Source organism: Actinomyces acetigenes (genome assembly GCF_031296635.1).
In the GTDB taxonomy this organism is placed as follows: domain Bacteria; phylum Actinomycetota; class Actinomycetes; order Actinomycetales; family Actinomycetaceae; genus Actinomyces; species Actinomyces acetigenes.
Map to the genome: position 1 here is coordinate 16,444 of NZ_JASPFC010000027.1, position 23,864 is coordinate 40,307.

Sequence of the window (23,864 nt, forward strand, 5' to 3'; positions counted from 1 at the left end):
ATATGAGAGAGATTCCTGAAGCCGCTGAGGCTCGCGATCCAGAGACCTCTGCAGACAGGCTGGAGCAGCTGGCGGACCTGTATCCCGAGCTGTACACCCTCATCGTCATGAACCCCTCGTGCCCCCCGGGGCTGCGCCAGTGGATCATCGAGGAACGAGGATCCAAGGAGGCGGCGGAGGCATGGAGCCGGCACCAGGCCCGGCAGGCGGCCACCCAGACGATTCCGGTGCAGGCGCACCAGACCCAGCAGATGCCGCCGGTGTCGATGCAGGCCCCGCCTCAGGGGATGCAGCAAGCACCTGTGCGAGCAAATTCCCGCGCCAACTCGTCATGCGGTGCGATGGCGCTGGGTTGCCTCGTCATCTCAGTGATCGTCATGGCGCTGATGTACGGTTGCATCCACGCCGTCGATAAGCTCGGCTCCTCGCATTCCGGGTCGGAGACTAGTGCGACGCCGGACAAGGCGAGCCCGGCGCCTGCGGGGTCGATCACCACGGATCTCTTTCAAACCCCCTCGAAGAACATCGTGTGCGAGGTCGTGGATGGTCAGCTGAACTGCTTCATCAATGAACGCTTCTATACTGACAACGGCCAGCAGGACTGTGATGAAACTCTGTTCGCCCTGAGTGTCGGCAAGGACAATGCTGCGGTGGCGTGCGGACTCGTCTTGGGTGGACATGAGGGTGAGAACATGCAAACCCTGGAGTATGGGACGACGAGCGAGAGCTCGGACGGGAACTACGCATGTTCATCCAGTGAGGACGGTGTGAAGTGCTGGAATCAATGGACAGGAAAAGGATTCACCTTGAACAGGAACTCTTATGAGCTCTTCTGACGGTGAGGGCCGGAATGCTGATGGTGCAGCGAGGGCCGACTGTGCTTCTTTCGCTGTCGAGAGGAGCTGAGGATGAGCTTCCCGTCATTGTCTGAGCCCCCCGCCGATTCCTCCTTGCGGATGCTCCAGGGAAGTCCTTGCGCTGAGGCTGAGCTGTCCTCACCTGAACCCTCGGTGAAGACAGCTCGGCGCAGCAAGGCGATGTCGGCCAGTATTGTCTTGACCGTCATCGGATGCTGCCTACTCGGGTGGGGTGTCTACGCACTCCTCACATCGATCCGCGTGTTCGCCATCGTGTTCGATGGCGCGACACTCGTCAGCTGGAAGGCGGTCATCGCCGTGATTACGGGGGCTCTGCTGGCATTCGTCGCCGTCGTCATGGCGATCATCGCGATCGTGAGATCCAGGCCGAAGACGGTTGCCGCGATTGTTCTCCTGTGCGGTGTGGTCCTGCCCGCGATCGCGGCAGGCTCTGCCGGCTATGCGGGAGTCGAGGCGCTACGGAGGAACACCTTCATCGAGGCTCGCCACTATGCCGGCGACGTGCGCCCCGAGAGTGTCGATGCAGTCCTTGCCAAGGTGGAGTCGATGGGGATTCCTCTGTCCTGGCGCCACGATCTTGTCGAGCTGCTGCGCCAGGGCAAGGAAGGAGCTTCCTGATCGTGTTCAAGACGGTGAGAAGTGTCGCGGGACCACGAACGTGATGGTGTGGATCTGCTCCGGCGGTGTCCAGCAGACGAGAGGATGATGAACGATCATGGCGCAGATTCCGAAGGTTCCTAGCGCGGGCTCCTGGACGAAGCAGCCCTCCGCAGGGGACGTCAGCAGCACGGGGGGTTCGCCCTCGGGGGCAGGCGGGATACAGGAGGCATCCGGCAGCCTCCGATCGAGTGACGCCGATACGAGGAGTGGTGTCGGGTTCGGTTCGGGGACCGATGGTTCGATCTGGCGTTCCGAAAGCTCCTCGATCCACGTGACCAAGGCCCCCGAAGGGCTCCTCTACGTCGCCTTGACAGCGGCTGTTGTCGCGATCGCCCTGTCCGCACTATGTGAGTCCGTGGTTGTGGCGGGCATCGGCTGGGTGCTTGCGGTACTGGTGGGACTGGGGGCCGCTACGGTCTTTGTTGTTCAGAACGCCAAGCGCCAGACAAGCCCATGGTATCTCTATTCTTCGCGCCCCCAGCTCCTGTACCGACTGTCGGTGCTGCTATGCTTCCTGGCCATTGCGGCCACCTCTGTCAGAATCGCTTTGTTCGTGGGTAGGATGTGAGTGGCATATGAACCCGCGTCACAGTTGCTGTGAACTGATCCATCGAATGAGGCGGTTGGCCGTCAACGTCCTGGCAGTTCTGGGCGTCACGGTCCTCCTGCTCGCAGGGGGCACTCTGTCTCCTGCTCCTCAGGCCCTCGCCGCACCCCAGAAGGATCAGACCCCTGGGCCTCTCAGTGCCTTCGGAGCCTGCCTCTCAGGTAAAGGCGAGGGGTCGTTGGTCCTCCTGATGGACCAGTCAGGCTCCCTGCGGCAGTCGGATCCGGAGAAGGCGAGAGTCAAGGCGAGCAAGTACCTTGCACAGCGTCTTGCGGCCTTCGCCGACTCCTCCAAGGCCACGTTGAAGGTGAGGGTCGCGGGATTCGCCTCCGACTATCACGCACTGGGCGACTGGGTCACGATCAACTCAGGCTCCCTGGCTGAGGTCGACAAGCAGATCACCGCGGCCGGGGACAATCTCAAGGACTACGACACAGACTACTGGACCGCTCTGGAGGGAGCGCGTCAGGACCTGGCGGGACATGACCGCTCAGAGTGCCGGGCGGTGGCCTGGTTCTCGGACGGCGCCTACGACCTCGATGTGCGGGACTCTGAGCAGTCCCAGCAGGAGTTCGGCACCACCAAGCCCTATGCCCCTGGCTCCGCCTTGACTGACGAGTCGGGCGTGAAGACGGCCGAGTCCGCAGGAAAGCAGGACATGTGTCGGCCGACCGGACTCGCTGACCAGCTGCGTTCCTCCCACATCACGTTGCTGGGCATTGGATTGAGCAGCGGAGACTCCAACTTCGATTTCATGAAGAGAATCACGTTGGGTGGAGGGGCGAATGCCGCTAAAAACTCCGTTGAGTCGTGCGGCAATGTCTCCGATCCTCCGGGTGGGTTCTATCCCGTGACGGATATCGACTCGCTGCTCATGGCGTTCGACTCGATCTCTGCTCCGGGGCGCTCGGTCTCCAGCAGCGCGACCAAGATCTGTCAGGGCGACGTGTGCTCCGACGGAGAGACCAGCTTCGTCCTGGACCGGTCGCTGCGCAGCGTACACATTCTGGCCTCCTCGGATACGCAAGGACTGGAGGCCGACCTCTACGCACCTGGTTCTCAGACGCCCATCGTGATGACATCGGACTCCAGTGGGCCGCAGAACAAGCAAGGCGTCTCGTACGAGTGGATGACAGGGCGGACACTACGAATCGACCTCGACTCCGCCAACGCCGCCGCATGGGCAGGGCAGTGGCGCCTGGTCTTCGTCGACAGGCGGGCAGCGTCGGCAGGGCATGAGGTTCATGTCAATCTCCACCTCAGCTCGCCGTTGTCGATGGCCTGGAAGAACCTGGGGCAGACGACCCTGCGCCAAGGGGAGACGGTGTCGAACGCTGACCTGAAGCTGGTTGACGGAGTGGGAGGCCCTGAGGTTCCTGCCTCCGATCTCACCGGTCCAGTCTCCCTGAACGTGTCGCTGAAGGATGCGAAGGGGAAGGAGCACACCCTCTTCACGAGCACCGACCCGGCCTCACTGTCCACGCCACAACGGATCACGATTCCCAAGGACGCCGCCCTAGGCAGCGGCACCGTGACCACCAGCCTCACCGTGACAACAGGCGACGCCACCAGCGCCAGCGGCTCACCGGTCAAAGGCACCACGCTCTCGCCATCGCTGGCCTCGACCGCGGTGACTGTCTCGCCGCCGTCGAACTATCCGACCCTGGGCGACCAGATCGACTTCGGTCGCATGGATGGTCAGACCGAGGCCAGCGCCGACCTCAAGGTCACCGGCCCGGGCTGCGTCTGGATCGGGGACGGTCAGACCACGCTCACCGGCTCCCCGAAGGAAGCCGGAACCGTCACGCTCTCGGCCCAGGCATCATCGAAGGACACGTGCGTCAAGGTCGAGGAGGGGAAGACGGGAACCGTGCCGGTCAAGCTGGCGACTCAGGAGCACGCGAACGGCGCGGTGACAGGGACCGTGACCGTCACGGTGGCTCCGCTGAACAACCAGGGAGAGCCCCAAAGCGTCGCCGTCCCCTTCAAAGCTGATATGCGCCGCCCGCTCAACGTCGGCACCGCATGGACGGCATTCATCATCGCGCTGCTGTGCGGAGTGCTGATCCCGATCGGAGTCCTCTACCTCCTCAAGTACCTGTCGGCGGTGATCCCCTCAGGGTCACTGGTCGTGGGTACGACCGTCGTGGACATTCCCAGTGACGGAACCTCTCCCAGGATCGAGCTGCCCTCCCAACGGATGAGGATGTACTCCCTTCGGGGCCGTACGCGCACCTTTGAGATGGACGGCTATCGCCTGCGCGCCATCATGGGACTGTCTCCTACCGCAGTCCCCCGGGTTGAGCTCGTCGAGCCGGATGCTCCATCGGTCTCCGGGGCGACCCCTGGATCACGCGGGGGGCGGGCGGTCGTGCCCCTGGGGGTCCGGGGCCAGTGGATTGCGGTTGCCGACCAGCCGTCGCAGGCGGACGATGCGCGGCGGGTGACCCTGATCGTGCTGGCAGCCTCACTGGACGACGCCGTCCTCGCCAAGGTTGTGGACGATGCTCGCGCCCATCTTGTCTCTCGTGTCAGCTCGATCCTTCCCACCAAGCCGGCCGGGGCATCGACCTCAGCAGCCGAGGGGCGGACCGGGGCCCTGCCCACGGTGGGGACGTCGGTGCCGGACGCCGGGGGTGGCTTCGGATCCCTTGACCCCGTCGACGACAGTCCTTTCGCCGGCTTCCCGACCAGCCCGGGCGCGCCGTCTCAGGGGGCATCCAGCTCTGAGGTGCAGGAGGCTACGAAGCGTCCCCCGTCCAACTCCGACCCCCAGGACCCTCCGGCCGCCCTCCCCACGTTATAGCGTCCTGTCAGTGGGGCGCGCCTGCGCAGAGAGCGCACCGGAATCATGGTGGTTATCAGTCCGTGACCTGCGGTGATACAGCCACTCATATAATGCCGAAGGCCGGCAGAAAGGAACGATCGAACCATGCACAAGGTCCTCGTCGTCGGATGCGGTGGGTCGGGCGCCAGAACGCTGTCCTACATGCTGGACCAGCTGCACGCGGACCTGGCCGTCCACGGTATCGATGAGGTACCGGGCTGCTGGCAGTTCCTCAACGTTGACACCCCCCTTCAGGAGGAGCAGGGCGAGGCCGTGGCCTCGGTGAGCCGCCAAGGAGGCTCCTATGTGGCCTGCGGCGTCGCCAACGGTGAGTACCGCGTCGTCGACGAGGCTCTGACCCAGTCGGTTCAACGTAACGGCAGTCAGGGGCTGCGACAGCTGGCCACCTGGATGCCCCGCCGACCCAAGGACGTCGCCTTCCCCGTGACAGTGGGTGCCGGACAGTTCCGGGGGATCGGTCGTCTACTCGTTCTGACGAGGCTGCGTGACATCTCACAGGCCGTGCAGTCGGCTCTCGCGCGCATGGTGAGCCCCAAGGCTCAGGAGCAGGCGGCCCTGGTGTCGCAGGTGGTGCCTGGAGCCGGCCCCGCCCCCGACACCACCGCTCCGCCCCTGGTGCTCGTCGTCTCCTCGATGGCTGGAGGGTCTGGGGCGTCCATGACCCTGGATGTGTGTCGCCTCATCGCCGGAGTCAACTCGACGCCGGCGATCGACCCCCAGCTCATCTCGGTGTTCCTCTACACCGCCGAGGCCTTCGCCTCGGTGCCGGCGCACATGCGCTCGGGCATGCCGGGCAACACCCTGGCCATGCTGGGGGAGATCGTGGCCGCCCAGGCGGGGGCCGACGGCGCCGCGGCCGCGCTCGACCAGCGGCTCTACGAGACGCTCGGGCTGACGAATCGGGCGGGACGGGCCTTCAAGCGAGTCACCCCGATCGGCCTGCGCGCCGGGGGCTCCGGCGCGGTCTTCGGGGACGGGACCACTGAGGGCGTCTTCCGGGGGATGGGGCGCGGTCTGGCCCGCTACATCTCGTCGTCGGCCTTCGACGACTATGTCTCCTACGACATCGCCAACCAGGTCTCCATTCCGGGTCGGGACATGACCAGCTGGGGAGTGGACCCCACGGATACGGCGTGGGGTTCCTTCGGCTACGCGTCGCTGAGCACCGGGCGGGACCGGTACGCCGAGTACGCCGCCCAACGCATTGCTCGGCGTTCCGTCGACCACAGCCTGGACGGATTCCGTTTGGTGGGCGACACCACCGGTGACACCCAGCGACTTGCCGACCTGTGGGCGCATCGTCAGGACAGCGAGCTGCACAGCCTGGGACTTCCCACCTCCTCCGGCTCCCCGGTCCTGGCGGGAAGCTCGGCGGTGGACCAGGCCACGATCGACTGGTTCCTGAGCGATACGGTCTCCTCGACCGTCAACAAGTCCGTCCTGGGGGGCCACGCCAAGGACGCGGTCAAGGCCGTGCTGGCTCAACGGCCCCAGGCCGAGGGAATGCCGGTGACCGAATGGGCTGACGGGATGAACCGGTGGCTGACCACCTCCAAGGAGTCGGCCTTCGTCTCCGAGCTCGAGCGCGCCAGCCTCAACTACGCGCTCAAACGAGTCGAGGAGATGGCTGACCGCCTCGTGGCCACCACCCGGCAGGCGATCGCCGACCTCGGACTTCCCTACGCCCTGTATCTGTTAGGGCGGCTGCGCCAGCCTGGGGGCGTCCTGGACACACTTATTCCCCGGGTGGCGGCGATGGAGCATCTGGCGCCCCAGCACCCCCTGTCCTTCCCCGACTCCCTCCTGAACCAGCTGCGCGGCATGGGCAAGGCCGTTCTCGGTGGAGCAGGGCTCGGGGAAGTGACCGGCAAGCTCGAGTCCGAGCTGCAGCAGTCGGCATTCCACTGGCTCAGCGCGCGAACCGCCGCGCACCTCGCCACGGCGATGCGCGACATGATGACCTCAGCTGTCAAGCCCCTGGAAGATGTCCTGGACGACGCCCGCAAGGTCCTCGTGGACGCGCGGGCGATCCGCGCCAGCCAGCAGGGCATCGCCGACGTCACCACGGACGTCTACAGCGCATGGCCCCAGGAGCCTCAACCCGGCCAGGCCGACGGCAGCATCGTGCCGCAGCGGTTCGCCACCGCCCACAACGAGGTCGTCCTCATGCCGGTGGAACAGTATCCCGGACGGTTCGAGGAGCACATCGTCGACGCCGTCGGCGGTGAACGCGACTTCCACCAGGCCTACTCCCGTACTGTCCAGGAAGTCATCTCCGGGACCTGGGAGCAGGGGGCGGGGGACAAGCCTCCGGAGGATCTGCTCACCGTGACCACCGCATGGGTCCCCGCCGGCCTCCAGGGCGCCACCGGAAGCGCCCTTCCCACACCCGCCCGCTACGAGCTGCGTCTGCGCCCCTCGGAGGTCCTGGGCCGCGCCCGAGCGTTCGTCGCACGACGCGGTGAGGCCTTCGAGGTCTTCTGCAGCCAGTCCCTGCGCAGCTTCCTCACCGACGAGACGGTGGGGGAGCATGAGCGGTCCCAGCGCTCGCAGGCCGTTCTCACCGGCCTGAAACGGACACTGGAGATGGCGCGGCCCCTGGTGGAGATCAGCACCGAGACCTACCGCTCTCTTCACAACGGTGATACGCCCGCGCTGGCATACACCTTCTCTCCCATCCCTCTGCGCAATCAGAGCGTCGCCCAGGACTTCCTCGACTACCTCGATCAGGAGTCGACCATCGATCGTGAGCTGGTGCACGACCGAGTCGACAAGGCCCTGGGGGACGAGGACGTCGCCCGCATTGACGTCTTCGGCTCCTACCCCCGCACCCTTCCCGTGGCGTACTCCGGCCTGCTGCGCTCCGTGCGCGAGTCCTGGGACCGGGCCCACAGCTCGGCGGGAGCCAGGGACGCGTTCTGGCGGTTCAGGCGAGCACGTCCCCTCAGCGGAGGACTGCCTTTCGGTGACGCAGAACGCCTCACCATGGTGCGTGGCTGGTGGACGGCCACCCTGGCCGGCGGGATCGAACGGGCGCCGTGGGGCGGCCACTCCGACACCCAGCCGGTGCGTGTCTGGGACACCGAGGAGCAGGAGTGGGTGGCCTTCCCCGCTCCCATGCTCACTCCGCCGTCACGAATGATCACCGCCAACGCCTGGCTGCCCGCGGTGCTGGAGTCATCCCTTCTGGCGTACCTGCGCGTGGGCGAGGACGGTCTGCAGGCCTTCAGGCCCTGGCGGGTGCTGCGCCGATGGGCCGACGCCTCCGTCAACGAGCCGCAGATCGCCTTCGGGGTGACGACCCCGGTGGACGAGGCCGTATCAACGCTCCTAGGACGGGGACAGGTCGACGGTCTCACTCCTGCCGCCGGAATCGATCAGCTCACGGATCCCGAGCTTCGACGCGAAAAGCTCTTGAGCTACTGCGACGTGATCCTCGGCGACCTGGAGCAGAACTACCTGCCTGGCCCTGGAAAGGCCGATGAACCCGGGCACTTCACCAACTACCGCAGACGTTCCCTGGTGGAGACGACGCCTTTGACCATTGATCTCGCCCAGGACATGCACGACGAGCTCAGTCGTGTTCGTGGCGTTGTCGCCTCAGCTCCGCCCGCCTCGGACCTGGGTGCCTCGCCGACATCATTCGGATCCGGAATCGAGTACTGACATGGAATCATCAGGGCCTGCCGAGTCCCGGTCTGTATCGGTCTTCGTTGCTCCGCCGAGCCAACGGCCTGTTCTGTCCGCGCTGGTCGATCTGTCCGCCGCCGGGCTGCTCGCTCCCTTCGCCTGGATCGAGAGCGACGGCGAGCCGGACAAGGCTGCGGACCGCTACGACCCCGTCGCCGTGTGGGCCGATCACGGGCAGGTGACAGTGAGCACCTTCTCCCGGATCGTCAACCGTCATGACCTGGAAACGGTCCGGCTGCTCGTCGTCGTTCCTGTGGGGCATCCCGCTCAGGACGCCCTGCCCGCCAGCGCGGAGCAGTTCTATCAGCTCCTGGGGGTGCCGCAGCACGCGCGCCGGGAGAGCCTGCGGGTCATGGTCCCCTACTCCGCGCAGCCGCTGGCCGCCGAGCTGGGGCGCATCGGTTGGCGCAAGATCATGCTCTCCCCGGAGTCCACCTCCGATCCGGCCTACAGCGCCATCCCGTGGTGGACCAGGCCGGAGACGATACCGGGAGCAGCAGCGGTCGGTCTGGCGGTGCAGGCCGGTCTGTGCGGGGCCGTCAATGCAGCGCCGCATGACGGACAGCGTGAAGACGTCTCCTACGACATCAACGTCGTGCGCAGCTTCGTCCGTATCGTTGACGCCCACAGCGTGGAGGACCAGCTGCGCCGTCAGGTCACTGAGGTCGGAGAGAGCTTCCCGCAACCCACCCGCGCCGACACCGGTGTCCGGGTCCCGGCATACGCGGATCCCGAGGCCAGGGTCGCCGCTGTGGCACAGGCCTGGCAGGACCGCCACATCCACTCGCTGAGGCGTCCTCAGGTGCCGATGCCCGAACGCGCCGGTGCGCGCCGCATGGGGGTCCTCGAGGCGCTCAAGCTCTTCTTCTCCTTCCTGGTCAAGGCGCTCATCGGAGCTCCTGGCGAATGGCTCCGCAGTCGTGTGCGGGCCGCCAAGGCCTCGATAGCCTCCGGAGTGGCGTCGGCGGTCTTCGGCGAAGGATCCGCGGTGCAGGTCGTCGTCGGAGGCGTGGACTCCAACGGGCGGACCGTTGGCTGGAACGAGCTGACTGATGCCGCCAAGCGCGCCAGCGACACGTTGCCCGCGGACTTCCCGCGGTCGGGTCAACCCGTCCAACGGGATTTCGGGGCCCTGTGGCAGGACCTGGTCTCAGGAACGATCGCCCTGCTGGACGGCTCGGCCCACTCGTCGCTGGGCATCCAGGCCTACGAGGGGTACCTGCCGCGGCGTGACGCCATCGCTGCGCCTCCCGGCCCGAAGAGTCGCATCGAGCTCACCGAGCCACTGGGTGACCTGCCGGCCGGCACCGTGCTCCACTCCTGGGACCAGCTCGAGGTCGACCGCGTCCGCACCTATCTGCAGCAGCTCTCTCAGTCCCAGCACTCCCAGGCCCCAGAGGCAGCACGCCGGCTTGCGGAGATAGACCGGTGGCGAGGCGACAACAGCCGTCGCCTCCTCCCGCGCCTGGGTGCCGTTCTCTCCAGCTGCTTCACCTCCACCAGGAACGACGTCGTCGCCCTGTCCCACGAGCTCCAGTCGCTTCTCGGGCAGGAGCCCGGCGGGGAGCTGGAGCAGCGTCAGCGCAGGCTGGCCAGAATTCTGCGTCTGTTCCTGCTGGTCCTCGCGATCGTCCTGGTGGTCCTGGTGGTGAGCAAGGCCATGGGCCGCATTGGCTGGCTGTACTTCGCGCTCCTTGCGGTCGTGACGATCATCGGGTGGCTGGCCGTGTCGATATCAACCTTCGTGTCGCAGCAGCGTGAGGTCTTCCGAATCCTGTTCAGGATCGAGGAACGCGACCAGCGCATCCCCCTGCTCACCGCGAACCTCCGTCTGGCGGTGGAGGACCTCGCCGCCCAGGGGGCCGCGTACTCACAGTTCAGGCGCTGGGCGACGATCGTCTCCGCCTTCTTGGACGACCCGCTCGGGGCACGTGACACAGGACCTAACCGAACCTCGCAGAAGGTTGCGCTTCCTGAGGCCATCCAGCGGGTCGAGGCAGAAGCCTCGCCTGAGCACCTCGCCGATGCCGCCGCCTCCTTGCGCACCAGCGTCTTCACCGTCGGCTGGCTCACCCAGGCCTGGGAGACGATGCGGGCCGGCATCGGCGCGGACCTGGACCCTGAGCAGCGCAACCGTCTTGCGACCCGGCAGCTGGTGCTGACGGCGGAGTCCGGTGAGGCGGGAAGCGCCTTGAGCAACTGGGCGCAGGGTCTACAGACCAAGGGGGTGCGCTCGGGCCAGGCGGGTCATATCTGGCAGAAGTGCCTGGCGATCCTCTCGGGGGACCAGGGCCCCGACCCCCGGCTCACGGTGGTGACTCCCTCAGGGGAGCGGCGTCAGGTCTCCGCCTACTGCCACGATCTGACGACCGGGGGCTCACGATCAGTGGTGCTCGATGTTCTCGGGCCGGTGGCCCGTTCAGGGCCGCAGTCCCTGACAGTGCCCGACCAGTCCTGGCTCAGCCAGTGGAATGACGGGTTGTCTCCCACGATGGTGCTGGTCGAAACCACGAACCCGATTGCGCCGGCTGACTTCATCTACCCGGATCATGACCAGAGCCCGAGTGGCCCGCTCGCCGGGATGGACTACTTCAACGTCGGACGGGACCAGACGGCGCCTCCGGCCGGCGCCGGTTCCTCCTCCAACGGGGCTCCGGGCGATACGCCCACAGGGCCGGAATCCTTGTCCGGTCCTCTCGAGTACTAGTGGGCAACGGGCCGCGCCCGAGCACATCGACCGTGGCCGCGTCACTGAGCCCGTTGTCTCCCCTCACATACCGATCCTGAGGACACTCAATTATGGCTATCACTTTTCGTGAATTCACGCATGCAATGACGCAATGGATGACCGAGGCACCCGAGGAGGTCAAGCAGAACCTCCGTGCCTCGTCATGGAAGTCCCTCATGCTCACCGGCAAGGATGTCGACGGCGGAACGGTCTTCTCCCCTCAGGAGATCGTCGACCGCGTGCTGGACGGGAACGATGAGCTGACCATGACCGTGGCCCTGCCGGTTGCGCTCATGCTCAACAGGAGGTTCGGCCCCAAGAACGGGATCAGCGTCCAGCTGGAGGAGCAGGGAGCCAACGCCGGTGACCCTCTGCCCGAGGGCGCCCCCTCGCCTGACGCGCACGGCATGCAGGAGGCCACCAATGAGGAGCCGACGCCGCAGCCGGACCAGGCCTCGCAGGCCCCTTCCGATGAGGAGACGATCGACTGGATCTTTCCCGCCTACGACTATTCTCGCGAGGATCTTGACCGGCCTGAGGAAGGAGGGCGGGTCCCGGTCACCGTCAGTGACGTCGGAGGCAGCCTGCGCTACACCTGGCCCGACGCGGGACAGTCCGAGGTCTATCGGGTGGTCATCTCGGACCTGGAGGATCCCTATAGCCCGGATGACTTCGACGAGGCGGCTGTCACCGAGGGTCTGAACGCACTGGACTCGGCCCCGTGGACAACGGCCGTGCGCTTCGTCACCGTATGGGGCTACGAGCGCCTTGGCGATGAGGAGAAGTATCTGGGGCAGTGCCGGCGAGTCGCCAGTCGCGTCGTCGTTCACCCCGTGGCGCAGTGGTCCCTGAGCTTCAACTCCGAGTCCCGGTGCGTTGACGCCTCCTGGGAACCTCCGGTGGCTCCCCCCGGGGCCACGGTGAAGGTGCGTACCGCCCGCCTTCCTCTGGAACAACCAGTAGGGCGTTATCTGCGCGGGAGCGCCTGGCTCAGCTGCGAGATCCCGAATAATGGAGCAGGGTTTCAGGACTCTGAGAATCTCGTGGGGGGAAAGCAGTACAACTACGTTGCCGCCGTCGAGGCCCAGATCTCGGGGGAGACCTACACCTCCACGCCGATCCGCCAGCAGATCACTCCCGAGGTGGAGCGCGAGAAGATCGTCGACCTGGCCATCGCTGACGACGAAGGGGGCGACCCGGCGCGCGGAACGGCTCTGAGACTCACGTGGACCCAGCTGTCTCAGTCCTCCGTGACGGTCTACCGCACTCAGAGCCCCGTGGACCCGGCGGCATCCGATCGTGCCACGGTTCCCGAGGAGGCACTGGCGAGCGCGGGCCTTCCCCAGGATGCGGCTATCACCGCGGCCGCAGGCATCGAGGAGCTCGACACTCCCGCCCGACAGCTGCGCACGATCTCTGCAGTTCCATGGCCTGATGGGCACGAGTGGGACACCATCTACTTCACCCCGGTGACCTTCCACGGTGACGGGGAGGTGACGATCGGGACGACCGCCCAGCGCAAACGTGCCACCAGCATCGAGAACGTCACGCTGACTCGGCGTCTGAACTGGGATCTGGTGACATTCACCTGGCCGGGCGATGCGACTCTTGTGGAGCTGCGCATGACGGCTCCGGACGCCCCGTTCGATGCCTCGACAACACCTTTCATGTCCGTGACCCATGAGGACTACCAGGCTGATGGTGGCTGCGTCATCAAGAACGGCCTGCCCGCTCCCGGCGGGTGCCTCTACCTCAATGCGATCACCTACATGTCCGGCACCCAGATCTCCTCACCCCCAGTGAGTATCGAGGTTCCCTCATTGTGGACCTACCAGTACTCTCTCAAGTGGCCGGGTGACGTGAAGGTCATGGGCGGTTTCATGCGTCAAGCGGTGGCGCGTTTCGGGCATACCGTCGTGGAGGTCACCGTTGAGGCCCTCAGGGGGGTTCCTGACCAGTCAGGAGCCATCGGGCTGACGCTGCTGCACAACCCCTCGCACCTTCCTCTTCACGCCGCCGACGGGCAGAGGGTCGGCTTGTTCCTGGAGCGCCCCACCAAGGACAACCCCCAAGAGCCTGCAATGTCCGTTCTGGTGCCGCCTAACGGACAGCCGCTGTCGCTATGGTTCGATCACTCGGCCTTTCCCCCCGGATACTTCAGGCTGGTTGTCGACTCCTATCCGCTGAGCGCCATTGACGAGGGGGCTAAGCACCAGGCGCTCGAGCACTTCGGTCTGGTCGATCCGTCACTCTCTGATCTCATCAAGAAGGGGTGACCCTCGTGGGAGACGACTCTGATCCGAATGTCGGTTTGATGTCGGGATGCGAGCAGCTTCTCTACACCAATGTCGATCATGTCGTTGACGGGGTAGAACGCTCGGGGTGGCAGACAATGGCGCACTCTCCCGGCCTGAGTGAAGACGATGCAAGCACGCTGTATACGCTGATCGACCCCACCCTCAACCCCGTGACGCCCCTGTCCGGATTCCCCACAGAGCAGGAGGTGGCGGCAGCTGATCGACGCCTGGCGCAGTTCTCGACGGACAAGGGCCTGGTACTCGTCCACACCGCCCCGGCGGGGAATGACACAACGGGACGGCCCAACACCATGACTCATGTGGTGCTTGTCAAGCACCATGAACCGGCGCCCGACCTGCGGACCATTGACCTGTGGAGATCACTCGGATGGGTGACTCCCTTCGGGCCCGAGCAGGTGAGGCAGGCGGAGCTGCCCGACCCGGCGTCGCTGCAACCCGGCGCCAGCGTCGACGATGACACGGTGGCCGAGTTCCTCTCCGACGGCTCACGGAGCCCGGCCCTCGTCGCCATGGCCGATGCTCTCGAGCCGGGGCTGCTCCAGGCGATCCGTGCCCGATGGGATGGCCTCCCGTCTGACCGGTCAAGCAGGAGGAACACCGTGGTCCTCGCAGTGTCCTCGACCGATGAAGCCGCCCTGTGGATCGGCGCGCTGCTGCGCACCTGTGCCCCAGCCACCGGGCGGTACCTGAGCTACTCCGTCCTTCAGAGGATCCTGACGCCCTCGGACGTCGAGATGCTCGTGCAGTCTCGTATCGACGTGGCCTGCGTCCCGAGACAGGACCTGGAGAACATGGGGGAGTCCCGGGCGGGCCTGATCGTCATCGACCCGAACGAGAGCGGCGCCGTCGAGTCAGCGCCAACGACGTCGTGGGGACGCCTGGTGGCCTTGATGAGTCAGGACCTGGGAGCGTGGGTCGCCGCCTACGAAGGGATGAAGGACGTCCTCAGCCTTCTGCCCGATCATTCCGATCTCAGCCCGGGGTGGCCGCTGGCCGCGGCCGAGGCCTGCGATCCTGGGCTCCTCGAGCCTCAGCAGGAGGGGACGCCGCGCTCTTCACAGGACGTGGCGGCGCGCACGCAGGACGAGGCGGAGCTCATCGAGGTTGAGCTCGTGTCGTGCTATCCCAGGTCCATGGTCGGTAACGACTACCTCGCGGCCGTGGTGACTGATCGCGTACTCGGCTCATCAACGCGGAGCCCTGCCGCCTGGTATGAGCGACTCTCTCAGATTCCCCGCTGGGCGCCAGTGAGTGGACTCGTCAGCGGGCTCTGTGAACGCTACCTCGATGCCGCGTGCCGTGAGGTCCGGTGGCTGACCGACCTCGAGCGCCCCGTCTCCGAGCAGGCCAACCGTTGCCTGCGTGAGTGGAGCGGGATGCCGGAGCATCGCTCCACGGTCGATGCGGCACTTGCGCAGGCCAAAGAGCGTGTCGAGGCCGAGCAGCCGGGAACTGCGGGGGGCCTGCGCGTCTTGGATCGCATGCTCCGCGAGCACGTCAACGTCTCAAACAGGACGTGCGATGTTCTCCTGCAAGGAGACGCCGACATGATGCAGCCGGCCGCCAACGGTTCTCGTGAGCAGCGTGAGATTCTTGCTGTGCCGGCGATATCGCTCACCCGTAGTATGCTGGCCGACCGGGTGAACTGGCAGCTCGATAGTGAGGAGCACTCTGGGCGACTGAGGGTCCTGCCCAGTCTCAGTCCCGAGGTCCTGGACTGGTTGAGCCAGGACAACGAGCCCGGAAATCGAGTACAGATTGAAGCCCAGGTCGCTTTGACGAGGCTTGCCGCTGGTGGGAATGACGTCGGCCGGGCATGCCGCGCGCTGGAGCGTCTGGGAGGCCTCTTCAGGCTTCAACCCACGGTGGTCACGGCGCTGTCACAGCGGGCGACGCCCGACATGGTGCAGCACCTCCCTCATAGTTGTCAGAACTTCCACGAGATCTTCACCGAGGTCCTGGCCAGAAGCTATGACTCGAAGAATGTGGATAAGGTGGCCCGGACCTACCTCAACCGCCGCGGATTCACCGATCACTCCCTGACTACCAGGCTGGATCACCGTTTCTCCCCTTCTGCTGCCATGAGCCTGGTCGTGCTCAGCCGGAAGATGCCTCTGATGAGCAAGCTGGGCGTCGATGCCGCCCTGACCTACGCTGGAAACATCCTGATGGCCATCTGTGCGCTGGCGGCTCAACGTCAAGACCTCAGCCGCGAATCGGTGCATCAGGCGATGATCAAGGCCCTGGGAGTGCTGCTGGCCGGAGTCTGGGGCGGCAGGCGCGTCGTTCTTGAGGACGTCGTCTTGAAAGGCAACGGTCCCGAGGTTCGGTTGGTAAATCAGCAGCTGGAGCAGGTGATGACGGAGCTTCCTGATATTCTCCAACGTCACCCGGAGTACCTGGTCGCCGACGAGGACAACGGGTTGGGGGTACTGATACCGCCCCTGGTTCGGAACCTCTATTTCAGCAGTGGTGTTCGCATGTCCGAAGACATGGGGGCCCTGGTTGATGCGCAGGTGAGTCAGCTGGAGCGAGTTGAAATGCAGTCCTCCGCCCTGTTCTCAGGTAAGGACGACGCGGCTTTAGCGACAGCTCGTGCTGTTATCGCTCGCGGTGGTGCTAGGGGGGTCGAGCTGTCACGACCGATTCTTTATGGCCTGTTCAATAATGATGCCGGGGCGCGCCGCTGGGTCGATAAGACTCTGCTGTCGGCTGCGGGGCGTGGCTCCGGAAGTCGTCGGAGGATACTGAGATGATACTGAGACTGCTGTGGGAAAGGAAAGCCAATGCCTGACATCCTCGCCAGTGGGCAGTGGAAAGAGTTCTCGGTGAGCAATCGAGGCGCTCTTGAGATCGGTCTGGTCGCTCCCGTGCCCGCCACCTTGGAGGTCGTGGGCACCTCGAGTGCTCCGAAGTATCTCGGGGCTTCGCGCGATGCCGTCGCGTTCCCCGGAAGAGCGGTCTCGGCTGAGCGGCCCGTCATCGTTCGTGCCAACGCGTCATCCCAGGAGGCTTTCCCCGGCGACTGCGTCGTCGACCTGTCCTTCGACGCCGCCGGCGGGGAGCACGCCTACCTCATCAGGGCAATCCCGGTGGCGGGCCAGGCCAGTGCCCCCCTCCTCCAGCTCACGCTGGAGGGTGGGGCGATTCGTGTCCGTCCAGGTGAGGGAGGTGCGGCGACGCTCGGGCTGGGGGGCTGGTGCGCCAAGCGCAGGCAGGAGTCCGGGGCGTCCTTGGTGCCGACGGTCACGGAGGTCGTCGTTGATGCCTCCGCGTCCATGGTGCAGCACCGGCCCCGCGTGGAGTCGTTCCTGGACTTTGTGGCCGACTTGTACGCGGTTCTCGGCGTCGCTGCACCTCATGTACGTTCCCTCAGTGTCGGTGGCTCGGTCGATGCCTCGTCAAGGGGGATGGGCGGGGTCGGCTCAGTGCAGGTGGACCCCGATGCCCGGGGCAGGCGCATCGTCGTGACTGATATTCCCTTGGAGGCGGGGCGTTGCGAGTGCCTTGTCCTTGGCAGTCCGGAGATCGTTCGTGCGCTCGCCCCCCACAGCGGGGCGCCCTACTTCGTGCCCGATGGTGATGCGTGGAACGAGCTTCTGCGGGAGGATGCGGCTTTCACCTCGCAGACCCTTGCCACCATGGACCCCCTTTTGGACTGGCTCTCTCAGCCCGCTTCATCTAATGCGTCGATTGGAACGTCATCATGAGTTCTGCGTGCCCGTACTGCTTCACTCCGATCTCTCCGTCCGAGATATTCCTGAGGTGCACCGGAGGGTGTGCTGAGGTCCCGGATCCTCAGGCCTCTGCCTACGCCGGTTATGAGATGAATCGTACTCCTTTCTATCGGGAGACTCTGAGGCAGGACGTCAAGGTTCTTCCGAGCGCGGTGAAGTGTCGGCGTTGCCAGTCGATGTGTGTGCAGGAGATCTGCGGTGTCTGCCATCGAGACCTTCCGCAGGGCTGGCGCGATGCCAACGTGTTCACCATGGCTATCACGGGAGCGCGGGGGGCGGGTAAATCTGTTTACATCGCCGTCATGGTCAATGTGCTGCGTCGGTATGCGCAGGAGAGGGCGTGCACGGTGCAGCCATACACGCGCCGCACCCACGATGCCTACAATGCCATGTACTATCGGCCGCTGTTCAAAGAGAATGTGGCCATGGAGGGCACCCACCCGCTGGGTGTGGGGGCGTCCTTCGAGAGTGATCCTCTTATCTGGGAGGTTTCAGGGGCTCGATCGGGGCGTCTGTATATCGTGATGCGTGATGTTCCGGGTGAGGACATGGAGAATCTCACTGGTCGGCCGCCCGCGTTCAGCTTCCACGATCGAGCCGACCTGGTCATCTTCCTTTTCGACCCGATTCTGCTGGACTCGGTGCGTCAGGTGCTCTCCGGCATCATTCCGGACGTCGATAAGGGGCGACTGGGGGCGCGATCCGGGGAGGTGCTGCCGGCGATCATGGGGCTCATGGAGTCCGGTCGGGCGCTCCTGGCCCTGACGGTCTCCAAGTTCGACTCCCTTCATCAGCTGCCCCAGGCGATGAGCCCGATGGCGCCGGCGCTGGCCAACCCGGCGGCACACATCAACCGGGATGACACCATGATTCTGGCTGGTATGCAGGAGCCTGACGCCGGTAGGGTGCTCATGGACGACCTCGATTTCCTGGACGCAGAGGTGAGGTCTCTGTTCCAGCTGATCGGAGAGAAGTCGGTGACGCTCCTGGCTGAGCAGGCGAAGGCGAACCGGCAGATCCATGAGTATCGGCACTTTGCCGTGTCTGCGGTCGGTGAGTCTCCGCGGCACAAGGGGCGGCTCACCGAACGAGGTATCTCCCCGTTCAGGGTGCTCGATCCGGTGCTGTGGGGCATGCACGTCAGGGGGCTGTCGTTGTGACGCACTCGGCAAGGCCGTCGGCTCTTCGTGTCCAGGGCGCTGGTGGCGTAGCCTCGGGGTCGTAGCGACCCCATCGGTACCTTCAGGCAAGGAGCCTCATCGTGTCTCGTCCTCTCTCCCGTGGACCGCAGTTCGACGACGACGCAGAGGCGGACGCGGCCGTCGACCGTACCGATCACATTGACCGCGGACGTCCCACCGAGCGGATCGACCTTGACCAGATGGAGGCGCTGCCGGGGGCTACGGAGGCCATCGCCATGCCGCCGGGGGGAGAAGGATGGGGGTACCTGCCGCCGTCGACGTCGACCCCGCAGCTGGCCGCCTCCCCGGACCAGCGCAGCCAGTACACGCAGGTCCTTCAGCCCATGCCCGCGGCGCCGCAGACGATGGCCATGGAGACGCAGCCGGTCTACCCGGCCGAGCCGGTCCAGCCGGTCTACGTCACCCCCGAGCCCGTAAGGCGCACGGTCTCCCAGGTGCCGGTGCAGGGGACCTGGAGCGAGCCCGAGCCGGAGCCCCCGGTGCAGCTTCCGCGTCCGCCTGAGCGCCGTCGCACCGCCGCCCTTCCGGTGGGGACGATCATGGTGCTCGTGGCCTGCGGAGCCCTGGGGTGGGGGACTTACACGCTGCTGAGCACGCTGCACGTCTTCGAGATCCTCTCGACTCGGAGCTGGACACCGAACTGGGCCGCCATCGGCGCAGCCGGCGGTGGCGCGGTGCTGGCCTTCTTCGCCTTCCTCGTGTCCTGCTCGGCCCTGGCCAGAGCCAAGCCGAAGGGGCCTGCCGTCCTGTTGGTCCTGGCGGCACTGTTCCTGCCCCTGGTGGCCACAGGAGCGGGCGTCTACTACGGGGCGGGCGTGCTCAAGACGCACACCCTGGCCGAGGCGGAGAGCTTCTCCGGTCAGATCAAGATCGGCAACGTCGACCAGGCCCTCAAGGCCCTGGAGTCCGGGGCCTCCTTCCCCGGACGGGACGACCTCATCAGCATCCTCAACACGGTCAAGGACAAGGCCGCCGAGCAGGGCGTCGCCCCGTCGGACACGGACTCGCAGGGGGCCGACCAGTCCGGGGGCCAGCAGGACGGCTCCCAGGACGGTGGCTCCCAGGACGGTGGCGGTCAGGACGGCGGGGACGGCCAGCAGGGTGAGGGAGACTCGGACGGCGGCCAGGGCTAGCCTTGGACGCGGTGGGACGTTGGGCGCACCGAGGGCGGCTCTGTCAGTGCTTATTCGCGGGCGGTGCTGATCGCATGTCAAGACTGGGTGACGAAACTGGTGCGCGGCCGGTTTCTATGGGGTAGAACTGCCGTGTTTGATTCTCTATCGAAGGCAGCCCTGTGTCCAACAGCAGTTTTCCTCCCGACCCTTCGTATGGTACTGGTGAGGCTCCAGTCCCTGCGCCCCCGATGACGTCGGGGCCGGAGACCGGTAGCTTCCCCGCTGTGCCCGTGCCGCCTCCGCCGAGTGTCCCTGCGCCCCAGGTGTCCAACGCGGCCGAGGCTCCTCCGCCGCCCCCTATCGCCGCCCCCGCTCCTGGAGCGCCGGCGCCGCAGGCTCAAGGCGGGTTCGTGCAGCCCGGGCAGGCCGCTCAGCCCTCGCCCCTGGCGCAGACCTTCACCGCCTGGTTCCGCGGCCCGGGCCTGACCTCTACGGCCCTGAGCCTGGCGATCGTGCTTGGATCCGCAGCTATCAGCGCGATCCTCACGATGGTGGCCATGTCGACCATGGACACGACGAAGATGTTCCCGACGACCTTCTCCACGCTGCCGTTGCTTATGGGCTGGAGCCTGGGCGGGCAGTTCGTCATGTCAGGGTCGAACGAGTACGAGACCATCACCCTGACCTTCACGCTGCTGCCCATGGGGGCGCTGACCGCCGCTGGCATCGGGGTCTTCTGGCTGGCGCGCCGCCGGGCCGCGGTTGACGGGTCGGCGGCCCCTCTGGTCCCGACTCTGGCGCGGGCCGGAGCCGAGGCTCTGGCTGTGGCGCTGGTGGCCTGCTTGGTGACGGCTCCGTTCTCCATGACCGCCAAGATGATGGGCCTGAAGGTCATGACGGTCTCCTCCTCAGCGCTGATGACGATCCTGTTGGTGACTGTGGTGGTCTTCGTGGCGCTGATGGTGGCTCGCAGTGGCGGGGCGCTGCTTGAGCGCCTGCCGAGCCCGGTGGTGCAGATCGGTCGTGAGCTGGGAGCCTTGAGCACCGCACTGGGTGTGGTCCTGGGGGTCTTCGTCATCGTGGCCTACATCGTTGCGGCGCTGACCCAGGGGTGGAACCTGGCCTCGATTCTTCTGCTGCCGGTTGTCCTGCCGAACCTGGTGCTGCTCGTCCTGGGTGTGGGGTCCCTGGGAGGTATCACCTTGGACAAGAGTGAGGCTGCGGCGGCTCTGGCCTACTTCCTGCCGTCCTTGGGTGGCAAGGACGGCGGCGACGCCTACGCCTGGACCTGGTTCGGCAGCTGGTCGATCCTGCTGTTCGCGGCCATGATCGTGGCCATCGCGGCGGCGGCGGTGCGCGTGGGCGTCAGGCGTGCCCGTACGGGGCGGGCCGTGTGGCAGCGCGTCTGGCAGCTTCCGCTCGTGTCACTGGTCCTGGGGGCGATCGCCTTCTACGGGCTGCTTCCGTTGCGTTTTTCAGGCGCTGACACCCCGATGCGCTCCTCGGGCGGCGGGGCCGGCCACTACATGTCTTTGAGCATGCAGCCCAACGCCCTGACCTTCCTCCTGCTCGGGGTCGTGGTGGCGATCATCTCGGTGCTGGCGGAGCTGCTCCCCCTGTGGGTCTACTCCTCCTTCCCGGCAGTGCTGCAGCTGGCCGGTGGGAAGAAGGCCAGCGCGGCCTGGCGTGCGGGCACCTCCGGCGTGAGTCCGACGGCGTCGGCCCAGCAGTGGGCGTACAGCACCGACCCGGCTACGGGGGCCAGCATCGCCACGGACCCGGCCACCGGTGCCGTCTTCTCCATGGACCCGGCGACCGGCCAGTGGGTGGAGACCACGCCGGCTTCGCAGGCCCCGGCTCCCGGCTTCGGCGGTGTGGCTGCCGCGGGCGCGACTGCTTCGGGTGAGCTGCCCGAGCCCGCCCCGATGAGTGCGGCCTCGCGCAAGAAGGTCATTCTGGGACTGTCAGTCTTCGGGGTCGTGGTGGCGCTGGTGGTTGCCGGCGTCGTCGCGCTCAACGTCGTCAACGGCATGCGCGGCCCTGACAAGGCGGTCGAGAGCTACCTGACGCTCCTGTCGGAGGGGAAGGCCTCTGAGGCCACCAAGATGGTGGACCCCGGTGTCCCCAACGACCAGCGCAAGCTGCTGACCGACGACGCCCTCAAGGCAGCCAAGGCGAGGATCAAGGTCACCAAGATCGACAAGCCCACCATCTCCGATGACACCGCCACGATCAAGGCTCACCTGTCCTTGGACGGGAAGGCCTTCGAGTACAACTTCACCGCCTCGAAGACGTCGGGCTCCTTCGGGCTGGACAGCTGGAAGGTGGATAAGCCTCTCGTGGTCTCCGCGGACTTCAGCTCCTCCTCGTTTCCGGGGCTGAAGGTCGCAGGGGTCGCCATCGACCTGGCCAAGGGGAAAGACGGGTTGAGTGGGTATCGCTCGACCCAGGTCGTCTACCCGGGTGTCTACCCGGTGGCGGCGCCGGACTCCGTCAGCAAGTACCTCACCGCCAAGGAGACTTCCTTCACGCTGATTCCTTCGGGTGAGGGTGTGAGCGCGGAGGCGGAGTCGGTGGGCACCCAGACGGTGGATGCCACTCCCACTGACGAGCTCAAGACCAAGGCACTGGAGAAGGTCAAGGAGCAGACGAAGACTTGCGCGACTGTCCCGACGAACACGGATAAGCCCTGCCCCTTCCAGATCTCCTCGGACATGACCTCGTTGTCGGTGGAGAAGGACGCCACGAAGGTGGAGTTCTCCAAGGACAGCAATGACCTGTCTTTCACCTCCGACGAGATCATCATCTCCGGGTCTCCCAAGCCGTCGGCCTTCGACAAGAACCCCACCCCCCGCAAGGCGAAGTTCACCTTCTCCGGGAAGGTGGAGCTGCCGGAGGGCGGTGGTGAGCCCACCATCACGATCGAGTCCAACAGCAGCGTCTTCTAGGGCCACTGGCCTGTGCCGGCCGCTGGGTCGGCACCGGCCAGCAGGATGCGTTCGCGGCGCGTCGTCTCAGGCGGTCACCTTCAGGGTGGATCCGCCCGAGGCGACGCGCCGCACTGCGATGCGCTCGGCGATCTGGTCGCGCAGCTCGGCCACGTGGGAGACGATGCCGACGGTGCGCCCGCCGGCGCGCAGGTGGTCGATCTGGGCCATGACCGCCTGGAGGGTGTCGGCGTCCAGGGTGCCGAAGCCCTCGTCGATGAAGAGGGTCTCCAGGCTCACGCCCCCGGACTCGGCCGAGACGACGTCGGCCAGGGCGAGGGCCAGTGACAGGGAGACGTAGAAGGTCTCCCCGCCCGAGAGGGTCCGGGGGTCGCGGGTGCGCTCGTCTCCGAGGTGGTCGACGACGGCCAGTCCGAGCCCTTTGCGGCGCTTGCGCTGGCTGGTCTCCTCGGCGACCCGGATGAGCTCGTAGCGTCCGGAGGACATCTGGGACAGGCGCTCGTTGGCGAAGACGAGGACCTCCTCGAAGCGGGCCTGCAGCACCCACGTGGCCAGGGGCGTGCCGGCCTCGTTCTCCCCGCGGGCGAGGCTCGCCACCCGGATGAGGTCGGCGCTGGAGCCGGCCGCCTCCTCATAGGCGGTGGCCGCCTGCTCGACGCCGTCGACGGCCCGGCGCAGGTGCTCGTGGGACTCGGCGGCGCGCGCTTGAGCGGAGGCGGCCTGCCGGGCGGCGGCGTCTGCCTGGGCGAGCTCGGCGGTGGCGGCCTCGAGGAGGTCCTCCTCCTGGCCGCTCAGGGCGGCGATCTGCGGGTCCTCCAGGCCCAGGCGGACCCGTTCATGGGCGGTGGCGGCGGCGCGCACGCTGGCCGTCAGGGCCTCGATGGCACCGCGTTCCATGAGGGCTGCCGTTGCCTGGGCCGCATCGGTGAAGCCCTCCTCTGTCAGCGCGGAGGCCAGGTCGGCCAGGGCGCTGCGGGCCTGGGCCAGGGCGGTGCGGGCTGTGTCGATGTCCTGGGAGGCGTCCTCGGCCTCCTTGGCCCGCACGAGGAGTGCGGCGGCGCGGGCGGTGACGCTCGGCCAGGCCCCGCGCGCCTCCAGGCAGCGCCGCTGGTCCTGGGCGAGGGCCTCGCGCT

The 23,864-nt window shown here is 66.3% G+C and carries 12 protein-coding genes; 11 read left to right on the forward strand and 1 reads right to left on the reverse strand.

The genetic code is table 11. The features are described from left to right. Positions 1-2 precede the first annotated feature (2 nt). The 11 genes from RIV14_RS10300 (at position 3) to RIV14_RS10350 (ending at position 22,731) form a co-directional block, all read left to right on the forward strand. Positions 3-836 carry a variant leucine-rich repeat-containing protein gene (locus RIV14_RS10300; RefSeq protein ID WP_075373513.1) on the forward strand — a complete coding sequence of 278 codons (834 nt, stop codon included), beginning with the start codon at positions 3-5 and terminating at the stop codon, positions 834-836. A 282-nt stretch (positions 837-1,118) separates the two neighbouring features. Beyond that, positions 1,119-1,496: a hypothetical protein gene (locus RIV14_RS10305; RefSeq protein ID WP_256699378.1), complete on the forward strand. Its 378-nt coding sequence runs from the start codon at positions 1,119-1,121 to the stop codon at positions 1,494-1,496. A gap of 839 nt (positions 1,497-2,335) precedes the next feature. Then, the gene (locus RIV14_RS10310) at positions 2,336-4,951 is read left to right on the forward strand and encodes a VWA domain-containing protein (RefSeq protein ID WP_256699377.1); all 2,616 of its coding nucleotides are present in this window, start codon (positions 2,336-2,338) and stop codon (positions 4,949-4,951) included. 126 nt (positions 4,952-5,077) lie between these two features. Beyond that, the gene (locus RIV14_RS10315) at positions 5,078-8,659 is read left to right on the forward strand and encodes a tubulin-like doman-containing protein (RefSeq protein WP_075373510.1); all 3,582 of its coding nucleotides are present in this window, start codon (positions 5,078-5,080) and stop codon (positions 8,657-8,659) included. A gap of 1 nt (position 8,660) precedes the next feature. Further along, positions 8,661-11,390: a hypothetical protein gene (locus tag RIV14_RS10320; RefSeq protein WP_075373509.1), complete on the forward strand. Its 2,730-nt coding sequence runs from the start codon at positions 8,661-8,663 to the stop codon at positions 11,388-11,390. Positions 11,391-11,527: 137 nt separating this feature from the next. Then, positions 11,528-13,687, forward strand: a complete 2,160-nt coding sequence (locus RIV14_RS10325; protein ID WP_178387920.1) for a SaeA-related protein — start codon at positions 11,528-11,530, stop codon at positions 13,685-13,687. A gap of 38 nt (positions 13,688-13,725) precedes the next feature. Further along, entirely contained in the window at positions 13,726-16,485 is a 2,760-nt protein-coding gene (locus tag RIV14_RS10330) for a GAP1-N2 domain-containing protein (RefSeq protein ID WP_075373507.1), read from the forward strand. Positions 16,486-16,515: 30 nt separating this feature from the next. Beyond that, a complete protein-coding gene (locus tag RIV14_RS10335; RefSeq protein WP_075373506.1) occupies positions 16,516-17,439 on the forward strand; it encodes a hypothetical protein in 924 nt (307 codons plus the stop codon). Positions 17,440-17,717: 278 nt separating this feature from the next. Further along, positions 17,718-18,626 (forward strand): hypothetical protein, encoded by a 909-nt coding sequence (locus RIV14_RS10340; RefSeq protein ID WP_256694913.1) that lies wholly within the window; start codon positions 17,718-17,720, stop codon positions 18,624-18,626. 101 nt (positions 18,627-18,727) lie between these two features. Beyond that, positions 18,728-19,801 carry a hypothetical protein gene (locus tag RIV14_RS10345; RefSeq protein ID WP_075373505.1) on the forward strand — a complete coding sequence of 358 codons (1,074 nt, stop codon included), beginning with the start codon at positions 18,728-18,730 and terminating at the stop codon, positions 19,799-19,801. Positions 19,802-20,193: 392 nt separating this feature from the next. After that, positions 20,194-22,731 carry a hypothetical protein gene (locus RIV14_RS10350; protein WP_256699376.1) on the forward strand — a complete coding sequence of 846 codons (2,538 nt, stop codon included), beginning with the start codon at positions 20,194-20,196 and terminating at the stop codon, positions 22,729-22,731. A 66-nt stretch (positions 22,732-22,797) separates the two neighbouring features. Here RIV14_RS10350 and RIV14_RS10355 read toward each other — a convergent pair. Next, positions 22,798-23,864 (reverse strand): SbcC/MukB-like Walker B domain-containing protein (locus tag RIV14_RS10355; RefSeq protein WP_309325170.1); only part of this gene is annotated, 1,067 nt, incomplete at its 5' end.